Annotated in this window: 11 protein-coding genes and 1 pseudogene; 11 read left to right on the top strand and 1 reads right to left on the bottom strand. The window is 56.8% G+C overall.

All coding sequences use genetic code 11. The features are described 5' to 3' along the window. Window positions 1-78: 78 nt before the first annotated feature. From dnaE to pyk, 6 genes are all read left to right on the top strand, one after another. Entirely contained in the window at window positions 79-3,357 is a 3,279-nt protein-coding gene (gene dnaE / locus AP057_RS09935) for a DNA polymerase III subunit alpha (RefSeq protein ID WP_055358661.1), read from the top strand. 149 nt (window positions 3,358-3,506) lie between these two features. Further along, window positions 3,507-4,109 (top strand): FadR/GntR family transcriptional regulator, encoded by a 603-nt coding sequence (locus AP057_RS09940; protein ID WP_055358662.1) that lies wholly within the window; start codon window positions 3,507-3,509, stop codon window positions 4,107-4,109. Between the two features lie 75 nt (window positions 4,110-4,184). Then, window positions 4,185-5,057, top strand: coding sequence for an acetyl-CoA carboxylase, carboxyltransferase subunit beta (gene accD / locus AP057_RS09945; RefSeq protein ID WP_033014454.1), 873 nt, complete (start codon window positions 4,185-4,187; stop codon window positions 5,055-5,057). Then, on the top strand, window positions 5,042-6,019 hold the full coding sequence (gene accA, locus AP057_RS09950; RefSeq protein ID WP_033014453.1) for an acetyl-CoA carboxylase carboxyl transferase subunit alpha: 978 nt from the start codon (window positions 5,042-5,044) through the stop codon (window positions 6,017-6,019). The genes accD and accA overlap by 16 nt, the downstream gene beginning before the upstream one ends. Before the next feature lie 186 nt (window positions 6,020-6,205). Next, the gene (pfkA, locus tag AP057_RS09955; RefSeq protein WP_055358663.1) at window positions 6,206-7,165 is read left to right on the top strand and encodes a 6-phosphofructokinase; all 960 of its coding nucleotides are present in this window, start codon (window positions 6,206-6,208) and stop codon (window positions 7,163-7,165) included. A gap of 27 nt (window positions 7,166-7,192) precedes the next feature. Then, window positions 7,193-8,956, top strand: a complete 1,764-nt coding sequence (gene pyk, locus AP057_RS09960; protein WP_055358664.1) for a pyruvate kinase — start codon at window positions 7,193-7,195, stop codon at window positions 8,954-8,956. A gap of 43 nt (window positions 8,957-8,999) precedes the next feature. Here the strand turns inward: pyk and ytvI are convergent, their stop codons facing one another. Then, the gene (ytvI, locus tag AP057_RS09965) at window positions 9,000-10,118 is read right to left on the bottom strand and encodes a sporulation integral membrane protein YtvI (RefSeq protein ID WP_033014434.1); all 1,119 of its coding nucleotides are present in this window, start codon (window positions 10,116-10,118) and stop codon (window positions 9,000-9,002) included. 93 nt (window positions 10,119-10,211) lie between these two features. On the opposite strand from ytvI, the gene AP057_RS09970 reads away from it, so the two are divergent. From AP057_RS09970 to AP057_RS09990, 5 genes and pseudogenes are all read left to right on the top strand, one after another. Beyond that, window positions 10,212-10,667 carry a DUF441 domain-containing protein gene (locus tag AP057_RS09970; RefSeq protein WP_044743525.1) on the top strand — a complete coding sequence of 152 codons (456 nt, stop codon included), beginning with the start codon at window positions 10,212-10,214 and terminating at the stop codon, window positions 10,665-10,667. A gap of 282 nt (window positions 10,668-10,949) precedes the next feature. Then, window positions 10,950-12,068 carry a citrate synthase gene (gene citZ, locus AP057_RS09975; RefSeq protein ID WP_049624513.1) on the top strand — a complete coding sequence of 373 codons (1,119 nt, stop codon included), beginning with the start codon at window positions 10,950-10,952 and terminating at the stop codon, window positions 12,066-12,068. A 73-nt stretch (window positions 12,069-12,141) separates the two neighbouring features. Beyond that, a complete protein-coding gene (gene icd / locus AP057_RS09980; RefSeq protein WP_049624514.1) occupies window positions 12,142-13,413 on the top strand; it encodes an NADP-dependent isocitrate dehydrogenase in 1,272 nt (423 codons plus the stop codon). A gap of 24 nt (window positions 13,414-13,437) precedes the next feature. Beyond that, on the top strand, window positions 13,438-14,376 hold the full coding sequence (gene mdh, locus AP057_RS09985; protein ID WP_049624515.1) for a malate dehydrogenase: 939 nt from the start codon (window positions 13,438-13,440) through the stop codon (window positions 14,374-14,376). An 81-nt stretch (window positions 14,377-14,457) separates the two neighbouring features. Beyond that, window positions 14,458-14,924: pseudogene (locus tag AP057_RS09990) on the top strand (MaoC family dehydratase). The last annotated feature ends 80 nt before the right edge of the window (window positions 14,925-15,004 follow it).

Raw genomic sequence — 15,004 nt, forward strand, 5'->3', positions numbered from 1 at the left:
ATATCAACGAATGGGACGGAGCATGCAGCCAATGGAAAAGTTTTCGTCCGCAGACGGATGAATAAGGGAGGGCTGTCTATGACGTTTGTGCACTTGCATGTGTCAAGCGGCTATAGTTTGTTTCAAAGCACGGCCACCGTGGAAGCGCTGGCGGCCAAGGCGAAACAGCTCGGCTGCCCCGCCTTGGCGTTGACCGACCGCAACGTGCTGTATGGCGCTCTGCCCTTTTACAAGGAGTGCAAGCGCCATGGCATCCGTCCGATCATCGGCGTGACAGCCGATATTGCTCTCAGCGGGGACGGCGCCTATCCGCTCGTGCTGTTGGCCGCCAATGAGGAAGGGTACCACCATGTAATCGAAATCAGCACGATGATCCAAATGGGAGAAGAAAAGCAGATCGATGAAGACGCCCTCCGCCGGTTGAGCGGTGGAATTGTCGCCATCACCCCGGGGGCTGAAGGGCGGGTCGAGTCGCTGCTGGCCACCGGGGAATGGCGGCAGGCGAAAGCGGTGCTCGCCCGCTATCAACAGCTGTTTCCTGGCTGTTTGTATGTGGCTGTCCAGCGCGGCGAGCGGACGCGCGCACCATACGAAGGAGCGTTGCGGCAGTTGGCGGAAGAAGCCGGGGTTCCGGTCGTGGCGACGAATGACGTCCGTTATGTTGAGCGCGGCGACGCCGCAGCGTGGCGCTGCCTGCAGGCGATCAGGCTCGGCGTGCCATTTGCTGACGTCCAAGAGGATGGCGGCCGTTATTTGGCGGCGCCGGATGAGATGGCGCGTCGGTTTGCTGACTTGCCAGAAGCGCTTGAGAACAGCGCGGCGATCGCTGATCGGTGCGAACTGCACATCCCGTTTGGCGGCTGGCGGCTGCCGAAATTTCCGGTGCCTGACGGCGAGACGGCGGACGGGTATTTACGCCGTCTGTGCGAACAAGGGCTCGCCCGCCGTGTGCCGGACGCCGATGAGCGTTACTGGAAGCGTCTGCGGCATGAGCTTGATGTCATTCAGGCAATGCGCTTTAGCGATTATTTTTTGATTGTCGCCGATGTGATTGCCTACGCCCGCCAACGTGGCATTCTCATCGGACCGGGCCGCGGTTCGGCGGCCGGCTCGCTCGTCGCCTATGCTTTGGCTATTACCGATGTCGATCCGATCCAATATGGGCTGTTGTTTGAGCGTTTTTTGAATCCGGAGCGGGTGTCGGTGCCGGATATTGATCTTGATTTTCCCGATGACCGGCGCGAAGAAATGATTCGCTATGCGGCGGACAAATACGGGCGCGACCGCGTCGCGCAAATCATTACGTTTGGGACGTTCGGCGCCAAGTCGGCGCTGCGCGAGACGGCGAAAGCGCTCGGCATTCCCGGGCGCGAGGCGGAGCGGGTTGTGTCGCTTTTGCCGGATAAACAAGGGGTGACGATCCGCCAATGGCGCAGCGAGTCGACCGCGTTCCGCCGCGCCGCCGAAACGGTGCCGGACGGCAAGCAGTGGCTGGATATCGCACAAACGCTCGAAGGGCTGCCGCGCCATACATCGATTCACGCGGCTGGCGTCATCATCAGCCCTGAGCCGCTTGTGCGCCAAGTCCCGTTGCAGCCAAGCCATGGCGAATGGCCGCTCACGCAATACGCCATGGGGTCGCTCGAGGCGCTCGGCCTTCTCAAAATGGATTTTCTCGGCTTGCGCACGTTGACGCTGCTCGGGCAAATGGTGCGTCTCATCGAACGGCAGACAGGAAAGCCGTTTGATGTGCGTCGCGTTCCGCTTGACGACGAAAAAACGTATGCGCTCCTGAGCGCCGGAGAGACAAACGGCATTTTTCAGCTTGAATCAAGCGGAATGAAGCGTTTGCTTGCGGAATTGCGGCCGTCAGAGCTGGAAGACTTGGTCGCTGTCAACGCCTTGTACCGGCCGGGGCCGATGGACATGATTCCTGCTTATATCCGGCGCAAGCGCGGAGACGAGGCGATTTCGTATATCCATCCTGACCTTGAGCCGATTTTGGCGCCGACTTACGGAGTGCTGATCTACCAAGAGCAAATTATGCAAATCGCCGCCCGCATGGCTGGGTTTTCGCTCGGACAAGCGGACGTGCTCCGGCGGGCGGTGGCGAAAAAAGAGAAGGCGCGTCTCGCTGAACAGCGGGAGGCGTTTGTCGCCGGCTGCACGGCGAACGGCTATCCAAAGGAAGTTGCCGAGGAATTGTACCGGCATATCGTCCGCTTCGCCGATTACGGCTTCAACCGGAGCCACGCGGTCAGCTATGCGCTGTTGTCGTATGCGATGGCCTACATTAAAGCTCACTATCCGCTTTGTTTTTACGTGGCCATGCTCTCGGGCGCTTCCGGCGACCGGGAAAAAACGGCTCTTTACGCTAGCGAAGCAGCGCAAAAAGGGATTCCGCTGCTGCCGCCATCCGTCAACCGGAGCGGCTATCGGTTTGCGATCGAAGGCAAGGCGATCCGCACCGGGCTGGCGGCGGTGAAACATGTCGGCACAGCGGCGAGGCTCATCATCGAAGAGCGTCGGGAGCGCGGACCGTTTGCCGATTTTTTCGATTTCGCCATCCGCCTGTTGCCGAAAGGATTGCCGCACCCGGCGCTTGAGGCGCTCGTTTTGGCCGGCGCGTTTGATGAAATGGACGGGGAGCGGGCTTCGCTTTTAGCGAGCATTGACGTGGCGGTCGAACACGTGCAATTGGTCGGGCCGTACTTGGACACAGGCGGATTGTCGCTGAAGCCGAAATACATGGATGCCCCCCCGCTGCCGCCGGATGAGCGGCGGAAACGGGAAAAAGAGTTGCTCGGGTTTGCCGTCACCCCGCATCCGGCCGCGGTCTGCCGCCCGCTGTTTCAAGCGGCCCGGGCGGTGCCGATTGCCGAAATGCACGGTTCGGCGGCCGTGGTCGGCGGCTATGTGGCCAAACAGCGGAAAACGAGAACGAAACGGGGGGAGGAAATGGCGTTTGTGACAATTAGCGATGAAAGCGGGGAAGTGGAGGCGGTCGCCTTTCCGTCCATTTATGCCCGCGCCTCCGATGAGCTGGCGGAAGGAAACTTTGTGTTGCTTTTTGGAACGGTCGACCGGCGCGCAGGCAGGCGACAGCTCATCATCCGCCGCGCCGGCCTCCTGCCCGTGTCGGCGCTATACATTAACGCGAGCCGGGCCGATGAGGCCAAATTGTCCAAGCTGAAACAGCTGCTTGAGCAGCAGCGCGGCGCTACGCCGGTCTATTTGTATGACGAAGCGAAGCGGACGCTTCTCCGTCTTCCGGAGCAGTACGCCGTCGCGCTCACAGCGCCGCTTGTCGATGGGCTGCTCGCCTTATTCGGCTTCGGGCGCATTGCTGTGAAATGACTTCCCCTTTACTATTTCGCTATTTTATTATATCGTATAACCACTAGGTGGTCAGACCAGTGCATCTGGCTGCGGTTGAACGGCATGCCGCCCACGCATGGAGTATGGCATGAACCGAAAAGGAGGGGTCTCCGTTCAACGATGAAAAAGTGTACGCCGAGACGTTGAAGCATATCCATCGTCTCGTTGTCGAGGATGGCCTTGTCCCGGGCGACAAGCTGCCGTCAGAACGCGAGCTGGCCGAGCGGCTCGGCGTCGGCCGTTCGTCGGTGCGCGAGGCGCTGCGGGCGCTTGAGTTTCTCGGCCTGATTGAGACGCGGCGCGGCGAAGGGACCTATTTGTGCGAGGTCGGCGGACATCAGCTGATTGAGTTGCTGGCGATGTTTTTGCTTGAAAATGAACGGGCGAAAGCGGATTTGGCGGAAACGAAATGGCTGATCGAACGGCTGCTGCTCGAGCTCGCTTGCCTCCGCTGCAGTGAAGATGCGCTGGAGAGGCTGGAAAAAACCGTTCGCCAAAAACCGACTGATTTCACGCCGTTTTTTCAGGCGGTTGCTGAGGCGGCTGGCAACTACTTGCTCATCCGCATTTGGCGGGCGCTGTCTGGGTTTGCCTCGGCCTGTGCGCCCGACCGGCCGCTTGCCGACTCGTTTTATGACCAGCTGTTAGCAGCATTGAAAAAACGCGATCCGGCTGAAGCCGCTGCTGTCTGGGAGAGGAACCGGCCTTCGCCGTTGTCGAAACAGAACTGACACCGTTTGACAAACAACCGCTTGCATTTTCGATAAAGTAGTAGAGAGGCGAAAACGCAAAGGAGGAGCTCCCTCGTGTGGAAAGATTTATTTGCCAAAAAGAAGAAGTATGCGTCGCTTTCTTCCGAGCAAGTGAGGCATGAGGTGCCGGAAGGCGTGATGACGAAATGCCCGCAATGCAAAAAAATTATGTATACAAAAGAGTTGGTGAAAAATTTGCGCGTTTGCCTAAGCTGCGGCTACCATCATCCGATGCCGGCGCGCGAACGGATCGAGAGCGTGCTGGATGACGGCAGCTTTCGCGAATATGATGCCGATATGATTTCTGTCAACCCGATCGGGTTTCCGGGCTACATAGAAAAACTCGAGGAAGACCGGCGCAAGTCGGGATTGAACGAGGCGGTCGTGACCGGCGAAGGGACGCTTGACGGCCATCCGCTCGTCATCGCGGTCATGGATTCCTCGTTTCGCATGGGCAGCATGGGCTCTGTTGTCGGCGAAAAAATCACCCGTGCAGTCGAACAAGCGCACGATAAAGGTGTGCCGTTTCTCATTTTTACCGCTTCCGGCGGCGCTCGCATGCAAGAAGGAGTGCTAAGCCTAATGCAAATGGCGAAAACGAGTGCCGCGCTCAAACGATTCAGCAACGACGGCGGCTTGTTCATCTCCGTCATGACCCACCCGACAACAGGCGGCGTGTCAGCGAGTTTCGCCTCGCTTGGCGATTACAACTTCGCCGAACCAGGTGCGCTCATCGGCTTTGCCGGCCGCCGCGTCATCGAACAGACGGTGCGCGAAGAGCTGCCGGAAGACTTCCAGACGGCGGAGTTTTTATTAAAGCACGGTCAGTTGGATGCCGTCATTCACCGCCATGAGCTAAAAGAGACGCTGGCGACTGTGCTTCGCATTCACACGGGAGGAGGGGAATCAGGATGGTGGCGGAACTAGAATTCGAAAAGCCGCTTGTTGAGCTGCGCCGCAAAATTCAAGAGCTGAGAGAGTTTATGAAAACGGCCGATGTCGATTTGTCGGCGGAAATCGAGAAACTGGAGGCGCGGCTCGCCAAGATGGAAAACGACGTGTATGCCAATTTGACGCCGTGGGATCGCGTGCAAATCGCCCGCCATCCGCAGCGGCCGACGACGCTTGATTATATTGAGCGGCTGTTTACGAACTTTCTCGAATGCCATGGAGACCGTTGTTTTGGCGACGACGAAGCGATCGTTGGGGGCATTGCCGAATACGACGGGCTGCCGGTGACAGTCATTGGCCACCAGCGCGGCAAAGATACGAAAGAAAATTTGCGCCGCAACTTCGGCATGCCACACCCGGAAGGCTACCGGAAGGCGCTGCGGCTCATGAAGCAGGCAGAAAAGTTTTCGCGGCCGATCATCTGCTTTATCGACACGAAAGGCGCCTATCCGGGCAAATCGGCCGAAGAGCGTGGGCAAAGCGAAGCGATCGCCCGCAACTTGTTTGAAATGGCAGGACTCACCGTGCCGGTCGTCTGCATCGTCATCGGCGAAGGCGGAAGCGGCGGGGCGCTCGCCCTTGGCGTCGGCAATCATATTCATATGCTTGAAAATTCCACGTACTCGGTCATTTCGCCGGAAGGGGCGGCTGCCATTTTATGGAATGATGCATCATTGGCGCAACGGGCGGCGGAAACGATGAAAATTACCGCTCACGACTTAAAAGCGCTCGGCGTCATTGACGAAATCATTCCGGAAGTGAAAGGCGGCGCCCACCGCAACGCTGACGAGCAGGCAAAGGAAATGGACCGCGTGTTGCGCCGGTCGTTGAAAGAGTTGTTGGCGCTTGACGGCGAGGCGCTCGTCCGGCAGCGCTATGAAAAATTTAAACAAATCGGCCAAGTGTCGTTTTTGCAGGAAACGATTCGGGCAAGATAAGGAAAAAGCTGTCTCGACTTTCGGGGCAGCTTTGTTCTGTCCATGAAAAAATTTTGTTCATGTAAACCGTTTCAACAAGGCGTCGCTGTTGTGTTCCGCTCATGTTCATGGTACATTAAAGTTGTTCAAGAGCGACAGGTGTATGAGGTCGGACGTGTTGAATTTGATACAAATGAGGTGAAATGAGTGAAACGCATTGGTGTGTTGACAAGCGGCGGCGACTCGCCGGGAATGAATGCGGCCATTCGCTCGGTTGTCCGCAAAGCGATTTACCACGGTGTGGAAGTGTACGGCGTTTATCACGGGTATGCCGGACTGATCGCCGGCAACATTAAAAAGCTGGAAGTCGGCGATGTCGGGGATATTATCCACCGTGGCGGCACGATACTCTATACGGCCCGCTGTCCGGAATTTAAGACGGAAGAAGGTCAGAAAAAAGGGATCGAGCAGCTGAAAAAGCACGGCATTGAAGGGCTGGTCGTCATCGGCGGCGACGGTTCGTACCAAGGGGCGAAAAAACTGACCGAGCACGGCTTTCCGTGCGTCGGCGTGCCGGGGACGATTGACAACGACATTCCGGGCACTGATTTTACGATCGGGTTTGACACGGCACTCAATACGGTCATTGATGCCATCGACAAAATCCGCGACACGGCGACGTCGCACGAGCGGACGTACGTCATCGAAGTGATGGGCCGCCATGCCGGCGACATCGCCTTATGGTCGGGGCTGGCCGGCGGGGCGGAAACGATTTTAATTCCGGAAGCCGATTATGATATGAACGACGTCATCGCCCGCTTAAAGCGCGGCCATGAGCGCGGCAAAAAACATAGCATCATCATCGTGGCGGAAGGGGTTGGAAGCGGCGTCGACTTCGGCCGGCAAATCCAGGAAGCGACCGGCTTTGAGACGCGTGTGACGGTGCTTGGCCACGTGCAGCGCGGCGGGTCGCCCACGGCGTTTGACCGCGTGCTCGCGAGCCGCCTCGGCGCCCGGGCGGTCGAGCTGTTGCTCGAAGGAAAAGGCGGGCGCTGCGTCGGCATCCAAAACAACCAGCTCGTCGACCATGACATCGCGGAGGCGCTAGCCAAAAAACATACGATCGATCAGCGGATGTACGCATTGTCGAAAGAATTGTCCATTTAAGTCCCAAGGGGAAAGGAAGAAGACAAGATGAAGCGGAAAACGAAAATCGTCTGCACGATCGGGCCGGCAAGCGAGAGCGTAGAAAAGCTCGTGCAGCTGATGGAAGCGGGAATGAACGTGGCGCGCCTAAACTTTTCGCACGGCGATCATGAAGAGCACGGGCGGCGCATCGCCAACATTCGCGAAGCGGCGAAGCGAACGGGCCGAACGGTCGCCATTTTGCTTGACACGAAAGGGCCGGAAATCCGGACGCACAATATGGAAAACGGCGCCATTGAGCTGAAGGAAGGGGCAAAGCTCGTCATTTCGATGAGCGAAGTGCTCGGCACGCCGGAAAAAATTTCGGTCACCTATCCCAGCTTAATCGATGATGTGTCCGTCGGCGCGAAAATTTTGCTTGATGACGGGCTCATCAGCTTGGAAGTCAACGCGGTCGACAAGCAAGCGGGAGAAATCGTCACGACCGTGTTAAACGGCGGCGTGCTGAAAAACAAAAAAGGAGTCAATGTGCCGGGTGTCAAAGTCAACTTGCCAGGCATCACCGAGAAAGATCGGGCTGACATTTTGTTTGGCATTCGCCAAGGGATCGATTTCATCGCCGCCTCGTTTGTGCGCCGGGCGTCCGATGTGCTGGAGATCCGCGAGCTGCTTGAGGCGCATGACGCCCTCCATATCCAAATTATCGCCAAAATTGAAAATGAAGAAGGCGTCGCCAACATTGACGAAATTTTAGAAGCCGCCGACGGCCTGATGGTGGCGCGCGGCGATTTGGGCGTGGAAATTCCGGCTGAGGAAGTGCCGCTCATTCAAAAACTGCTCATTAAAAAGTGCAACATGCTCGGCAAGCCGGTCATTACGGCGACGCAAATGCTCGATTCGATGCAGCGCAATCCGCGTCCGACGCGGGCGGAGGCGAGCGACGTCGCCAACGCCATTTTTGACGGCACCGACGCCGTCATGCTTTCCGGGGAAACGGCGGCCGGCCAGTATCCGGTCGAAGCGGTGAAAACGATGCACCAAATCGCGCTCCGCACCGAACAGGCGCTTGAGCACCGCGACATTTTGTCCCAACGCACAAAAGAAAGCCAAACGACGATCACCGACGCCATCGGGCAGTCGGTCGCCCACACCGCGCTCAACTTGGATGTGGCGGCGATCGTGACGCCGACCGTGAGCGGAAAAACGCCGCAAATGGTGGCGAAGTATCGCCCGAAAGCGCCGATTATTGCCGTGACGTCAAATGAATCGGTATCGCGCCGGCTGGCGCTTGTGTGGGGCGTGTATACGAAAGAAGCGCCGCATGTGAACACGACGGACGAAATGCTCGATGTCGCCGTCGATGCGGCGGTGCGCTCCGGGTTGGTGAAGCACGGTGACTTGGTCGTCATCACGGCTGGCGTGCCGGTCGGCGAAACGGGTTCGACGAACTTAATGAAGGTGCACGTTATCAGCGATCTTCTCGCCAAAGGGCAAGGCATCGGCCGCAAGTCGGCGTTCGGCAAGGCCGTTGTAGCGAAAACAGCGGAAGAAGCGCGGCAAAAAATGGTCGACGGCGGCATTTTAGTCACTGTCAGCACCGATGCCGACATGATGCCGGCGATCGAAAAAGCGGCAGCCATCATTACTGAAGAGGGCGGGTTGACCAGCCATGCGGCGGTCGTCGGTTTGAGCCTTGGGATTCCAGTGATTGTCGGAGTGGAAAACGCAACAACCTTGTTTAAAGATGGGCAGGAGATTACGGTGGACGGCGGGTTCGGGGCCGTCTATCGCGGCCATGCCAGCGTGTTGTAACGCGGACTGAAACAGCCTTGGCCAGTGGAGCCAAGGCTGTTTTTTACAAAGTCGGCCTGCCGACGATAAAGCGCCAAATGTCGCGGAAGACGTTGGCGCTGTGGAGCGCGCGGATGATGACGAGCGCGACCGGACCGGCGATGAGGCCGAGGAAGCCGAGCAGCTTGAAGCCGACAAACAAGGCGATGAGCGTCGCGAGCGGGTCGAGCCCGATCGAGGAGGAGAGCACTTTCGGCTCCATAATTTGCCGTTGGACGAGAACGACGATATACAAAACGCCGAGCCCGATCGCAAACGGGATGTCGCCGCTGATGGCGGCGTAAATGATCCAAGGCACGAAGACGATGCCGGTCCCGAGGTAGGGCAAAATATCGACAAAGCCGATGATCAACGCGATCGTAATCGCGTAATCGACGCGCAAAATGAGCAAGCCGATCAACACGATGACCGTCGTAATCGAAATGAGCGTCGCTTGCGCTTTAATAAAGCCAAACAACGCCCGCTTCAAATCCAAAAACACCGTTTTCCCGCTCGTGCGGGCTTTCGCCGGCAGCCAACGCTGCGCCATCCGCATTAAGCGGTGCCAGTCTTTGCTGATGAAAAAGGTCGCCAACAGTGAAAAAATAAATACGGTCGCCGCGTTTGGCAGCCAGGCGATGAGCTGGGGAATGTTTTGCAGCACGCGCTGAATGAATTCGCCGACCGTCGTCGCGATTTGCGTTCCGACCGCCTGAATGTTTTGCATGATCGTATCTTGTTGATCGGCGTTCAAGCTTTTAAACAAGACGGCCAAGTCTTGGTAAAGCGGGATAAGCTGATTGGCGGCAAACGATTCGATGTACGCGACGAGCGCCTGGAATTTTTCCGGCACCACATTGGCCAAATATTGCGTTCCCGAAACGATCTCAGCGATCAACAGCGTCACCAGCCCGGCGACAGCGGCGAACAAGACGATGAGCGTGGCGCTGACCGCGAGCCAGCGCGGCATTTTCACCTTTCGTTCCAACAAGTCGACGACCGGGTTGATGAGAAAGGCGATGAAAAAGGCAATGATAAACGGGTACGTCAATGTTGCGGCATAGTAGGCGGCGGCAGCGCCGAACGCAACGATCGCGATGACGATGAGAAAACGCAAAAAGCGGTCAACATATATTCGGGACAATGTTTCACCCCCACTCGTTTTCCATACTGATATATTACATGTTTCTTTACGAAGAAGCAAAAAGACAAGCTTCATAGGAAAGGGCGAACAATCATGAACGAACCCGTCTTGTTTTTGCTCGGGCTGCTTTTGGTCGGCCTATTGGCGAAAAACAAATCATTTATTGCCGCGATTGTCGTGCTGCTTGCCATTAAACTCGCCGGCCTCGATCAGCGGCTGCTCCCGTTGATCCATGCCAAAGGCCTCAACTGGGGCATTACGCTCATTACGATCGCCGTGCTGGCGCCCATTGCCTCCGGGGAGATCGGCCTTAAGCAGCTTGCCGGCTCGCTGCAATCGTTGGCGGCCTGGGTGGCGCTTTTATCCGGCATTCTTGTTGCGTTGATCGCGAAAGGGGGCGTGACGCTTTTGGCGAATGACCCACATATCACCGCGGCGCTTGTGTTTGGCACGGTCATTGCGGTGTCGCTGTTTCACGGGGTGGCGGTCGGCCCGTTGATCGGCGCGGGGATTGCCTATATGGTCATAAAAATGGTAGAATATTTTTGAACTGGGGACGGGGAACGTTATTCTTATGTAATGTCTTTTGCCAGGACGATACATTTCCGTTCACAAAAGTCTGATAATTGTTTATAATATTTATAATAGTAGGCGTAAGCTAGTTTTCGGGTCAAACGGAGCCCCCCTCGCCACAGCGCGGCGGCATCCGCACGGTGATGTAAGCACTTTCGATAGCGTGCGCTTGTTTTTTGCGCCTGTTTCGAGCAAGCGCTCACCGGCCGTAAAGCGGCAAGCAGGAACGAGGAACTATAAAGAAAAGGGGAGATTGGCATGACGGTAACTCGCGGTTTGGAAGGAGTTGTAGCGACAACCTCTAGCATCAGCTCAATCATCGACGATACATTGACGTATGTCGGCTATGACATCGACGATTTGGCTGAAAACGCTTCCTTTGAAGAAGTCATTTATTTGCTTTGGCACCGCGAGCTGCCCACGAAAGAACAGCTCGAGGAGCTGAAACAGCAATTGGCGGAAAATGCCGACATCCCGCGTGAGATCATCGAACACTTCAAGCTCTATCCGATTGAGAACGTGCATCCGATGGCCGCGCTGCGCACTGCCGTCTCGCTTCTTGGCCTGTACGACGAAGAAGCGGACGTGATGACGAAAGAAGCGAACTACCGGAAAGCGATCCGCCTGCAGGCGAAAATTCCGACGATTGTCACTGCCTTCGCCCGCGTGCGCAAAGGGTTGGAACCAGTTGCGCCGCGCAAAGATTTGAGCTTTGCCGCCAATTTCTTGTATATGCTGACCGGCAAAGAACCAGACGACATCGCCACGGAAGCGTTCAACAAGACGCTCGTGCTGCACGCCGACCATGAGTTGAACGCGTCGACGTTTACGGCGCGCGTCTGCGTAGCCACGCTGTCCGATATTTATTCCGGCATCACGGCGGCGATCGGCGCGTTGAAAGGACCGCTTCACGGCGGGGCGAACGAAGCGGTGATGAAAATGTTGACGGAAATCGGCACGGTCGACAACGTCGAGCCGTACATCCGCACGAAGCTCGCCAACAAAGAAAAAATTATGGGCTTCGGCCATCGCGTCTATCGGAAAGGCGACCCGCGCGCCAAGCACTTGAAGAAAATGTCGGAAAAACTGACGAAGATCGTCGGCGAACCGCACTGGTACGAAATGTCGGCGAAAATCGAGGAAATTGTCACGTCGGAAAAAGCGTTGCCGCCGAACGTTGACTTTTATTCCGCTTCGATTTACCATTGTTTAGGAATCGATCATGATTTGTTTACGCCGATTTTTGCCGTGAGCCGGACATCGGGATGGTTGGCCCATATTTTGGAACAATATGACAACAACCGTCTCATCCGTCCGCGCGCCGAGTACACCGGCCCGGGCAAGCGGGCGTACGTGCCGATCGACGAGCGCGGCTGAAATAAGTGGACAAGGCGTTGAAGGTGAGCCTTCACGCCTTTTCAATAAAAAACTGGCATTGGGGGTTTTACTCGTGACGCAAGGGGAAAAAATTACTGTCACCAATGGTGTGCTCAATGTTCCAAACAATCCGATCATTCCGTTCATTGAAGGGGACGGAACCGGCCCGGACATTTGGGCGGCCGCTTCGCGCGTGCTGGAAGCAGCGGTGGAAAAAGCGTACAAGGGCGAGAAAAAAATCGTTTGGAAGGAAGTGCTCGCCGGCGAAAAAGCGTACAAGCTGACGGGCAGCTGGCTTCCGGATGAAACGCTTGAGACGATCCGCGAATACATAATCGCCATTAAAGGGCCGTTGACGACGCCGGTCGGCGGCGGCATCCGTTCGCTCAACGTCGCGCTCCGCCAAGAGCTCGACCTGTTTGTCTGCCTGCGTCCGGTCCGCTACTTTCCTGGCGTTCCGTCGCCGGTCAAACGTCCGGAAGACACCGATATGGTCATTTTCCGCGAGAACACGGAAGACATTTACGCCGGCATTGAATACGCCAAAGGAACGCCGGAAGTGAAAAAAGTGATCGACTTCTTGCAAAACGAAATGGGCGTGCGCAAAATCCGTTTCCCGGAAACGTCCGGCATCGGCATTAAGCCGATTTCCGAACAAGGGACGAAACGGCTTGTGCGCGCGGCGATCAACTATGCGATCGAACACGGCCGCAAGTCGGTGACGCTCGTCCATAAAGGGAACATTATGAAGTTCACGGAAGGCGCGTTTAAAAACTGGGGCTATGAGCTTGCCGAACAAGAATTCGGCGATAAAGTGTTCACGTGGGCGCAATACGATCGGATCGTCGAAGCCGAGGGCAAAGAGGCGGCGAACAAAGCGATGGCGGAAGCGGAAGCAGCCGGCAAAATCATCGTCAAAGACGTTATCGCCGACATCTTCCTGCAGCAAATTTTGACGCGTCCGCGCGAATTTGACGTCATTGCGACGATGAACTTAAACGGCGACTACATTTCCGATGCGCTCGCAGCCCAAGTCGGCGGCATCGGCATCGCGCCGGGGGCGAACATCAACTATGAAACCGGCCACGCCATTTTCGAGGCGACGCACGGCACGGCGCCGAAATACGCCGGTCTTGACAAAGTCAATCCGTCGTCCGTCATTTTGTCCGGCGTCATGATGTTTGAGCATCTCGGCTGGAACGAAGCGGCGAAGCTCATCATCCAGGCGATGGAAAAAACGATTGCCGCCAAAATCGTCACGTACGACTTTGCCCGCCTGATGGAAGGGGCAACCGAAGTGAAATGTTCGGAATTTGCCGATGCGCTCATCCGCAATATGGACTAATTTAATGAAATGGTTGGCAAAACGATGGCGATGAAACGGAAGAAGATCTCGGTGATCGGCGCCGGATTCACGGGGGCGACGACAGCGTTCCTGCTGGCGCAAAAAGAGCTTGGCGACATCGTATTGGTCGATATTCCGCAGTTGGAAAATCCGACGAAAGGGAAGGCGCTTGACATGCTCGAGTCGAGCCCGGTGCTCGGCTTTGACGCCAACATTATCGGTACGTCGGATTATGCCGACACGGCCGATTCCGACATCGTCGTCATTACGGCCGGCATCGCCCGCAAACCGGGGATGAGCCGCGACGACTTGGTGACGACGAACCAAAAAATTATGAAACAAGTGACGAAAGAAGTCGTCAAATACTCACCAAACTGCTACATCATCGTCCTGACGAACCCGGTCGATGCGATGACGTACACGGTCTTCAAAGAGTCCGGCTTTCCGAAAAACCGCGTCATCGGTCAGTCGGGGGTGTTGGACACGGCGCGCTTCCGCACGTTCGTCGCCCAAGAGCTGAACATTTCGGTGAAAGATGTCACCGGCTTCGTGCTGGGCGGCCATGGCGATGACATGGTGCCGCTCGTCCGCTACTCGTACGCCGGCGGCATTCCGCTCGAGAAGCTCATTCCGAAAGCCCGTTTGGACGCCATCGTTGAGCGGACGCGCAAAGGCGGCGGCGAGATCGTCAACTTGCTCGGCAACGGCAGCGCCTACTACGCGCCGGCCGCCTCGCTCGTCGAAATGGTCGAAGCGATTTTGAAAGACCAGCGCCGCATTTTGCCGGCGATCGCCTACCTTGAGGGCGAGTACGGCTATGAAGGGATTTACCTGGGAGTGCCGACGATCTTGGGCGGCAACGGCATCGAGAAAGTGATCGAGCTCGAGCTGACCGAAGATGAAAAAGCGGCGCTGGCCAAATCGGTCGAATCGGTCAAAAACGTCATGCGCGTGTTGGAATAACGAAAAGGCGAAAATTCGGGCGCTGTCCCGAATTTTTGCCCGTGATTAATGAAAGCGCTTTCTGGGAGGAGGGGTGGGAACGTGTTGAAAAAACGGAAACCCGGGAGAACGATCAGGGAGATTCAGGTTGGAGAAAAACTTGTCTTTCAGGCGTCCATTGAGGACAAAGACTTGCTTCTTTACCTTGGACTGACCGATGATGTCAACCCGCTTTACATCCAACATGACTACGCTTTGCAGACGCCGCTCGGCCGGCCGGTTGTGCGCCGATTATGCTGACGGGGATGATTACGTCGGCGGTCTCCAAATATTTGCCCGGTCCGGGAAGCTACATCACCCGGCAGGACATCCGCTTTCTCCGCCCGGTTTACCATTATGAGACGCTCGAATTTTTGCTCGAAGTGACCGGGGTGGATGAGGAAGGCCGTTGCGTCACCTTGGCCGTGACCGCGACGCGCAGGACGGAGACGGTGCTGGATGGAACGTTGTCCGTCTGTCCGCCGCACGCCTTGCCGCGCTTTGATGGCCGGGTTTTAGAAAATTTTTGACTGGAATCGTGTTTCGCCGGCGGCCAAAAGCCGGCGACAACGTGCGAGAGACTGTTCCTTGCGGGGCTGCTTGCCCGCCG

The organism is Geobacillus sp. Sah69 (assembly GCF_001414205.1).
Classification (GTDB): Bacteria; Bacillota; Bacilli; order Bacillales; family Anoxybacillaceae; genus Geobacillus; species Geobacillus stearothermophilus.

Bases quoted from the DNA above. Each gene is read 5' to 3' on its own strand.
- pyk (WP_055358664.1), top strand. From the start codon at position 7,193: ATGAAGCGGAAAACGAAAATCGTCTGCACGATCGGGCCGGCAAGCGAG.
- dnaE (WP_055358661.1), top strand. From the start codon at position 79: ATGACGTTTGTGCACTTGCATGTGTCAAGCGGCTATAGTTTGTTTCAA.
- AP057_RS09970 (WP_044743525.1), top strand. From the start codon at position 10,212: ATGAACGAACCCGTCTTGTTTTTGCTCGGGCTGCTTTTGGTCGGCCTA.
- accA (WP_033014453.1), top strand. From the start codon at position 5,042: ATGGTGGCGGAACTAGAATTCGAAAAGCCGCTTGTTGAGCTGCGCCGC.
- citZ (WP_049624513.1), top strand. From the start codon at position 10,950: ATGACGGTAACTCGCGGTTTGGAAGGAGTTGTAGCGACAACCTCTAGC.
- mdh (WP_049624515.1), top strand. From the start codon at position 13,438: ATGGCGATGAAACGGAAGAAGATCTCGGTGATCGGCGCCGGATTCACG.